The sequence below is a fragment of the Tetzosporium hominis genome (assembly GCF_002265435.1).
GTDB classification, from domain to species: Bacteria; Bacillota; Bacilli; order Bacillales_A; family Planococcaceae; genus Chryseomicrobium; species Chryseomicrobium hominis.
In genome coordinates this window covers 1-261 of the sequence record NZ_NOKQ01000354.1, presented here as the reverse complement: position 1 = coordinate 261, position 261 = coordinate 1, and the positions used below count along the sequence as shown (strand labels likewise).

The following is a 261-nucleotide window of genomic DNA, read 5'->3' as shown; positions in this document are numbered from 1 at the left end:
GAAATCAAATTCGCGCAGGATGTCGCAGACGAAGTCGTCTTTATCGACGGCGGCGTCATCGTCGAACAGGGCCCGCCTGAACAAATTTTCTCAGCCCCTAAGGAAGAACGAACAAAACAGTTTTTAAACCGGATTTTGAATCCTGTATAAACAAAACAGCATGATCAAGAGAGATCAGGCTGTTCTTTTTATTCAGCGGCCAGTTTAAACTTGGATGCCGCCTGATTCAATTCTTCCGACAAAGCGGAGAGCTGCTGAATG

General features: G+C 46.0%; 1 pseudogene. It reads left to right on the top strand.

The features are described from left to right. Window positions 1-150: pseudogene (locus tag CF394_RS15280) on the top strand (polar amino acid ABC transporter ATP-binding protein); the annotation flags it as partial. Window positions 151-261: the final 111 nt, after the last annotated feature.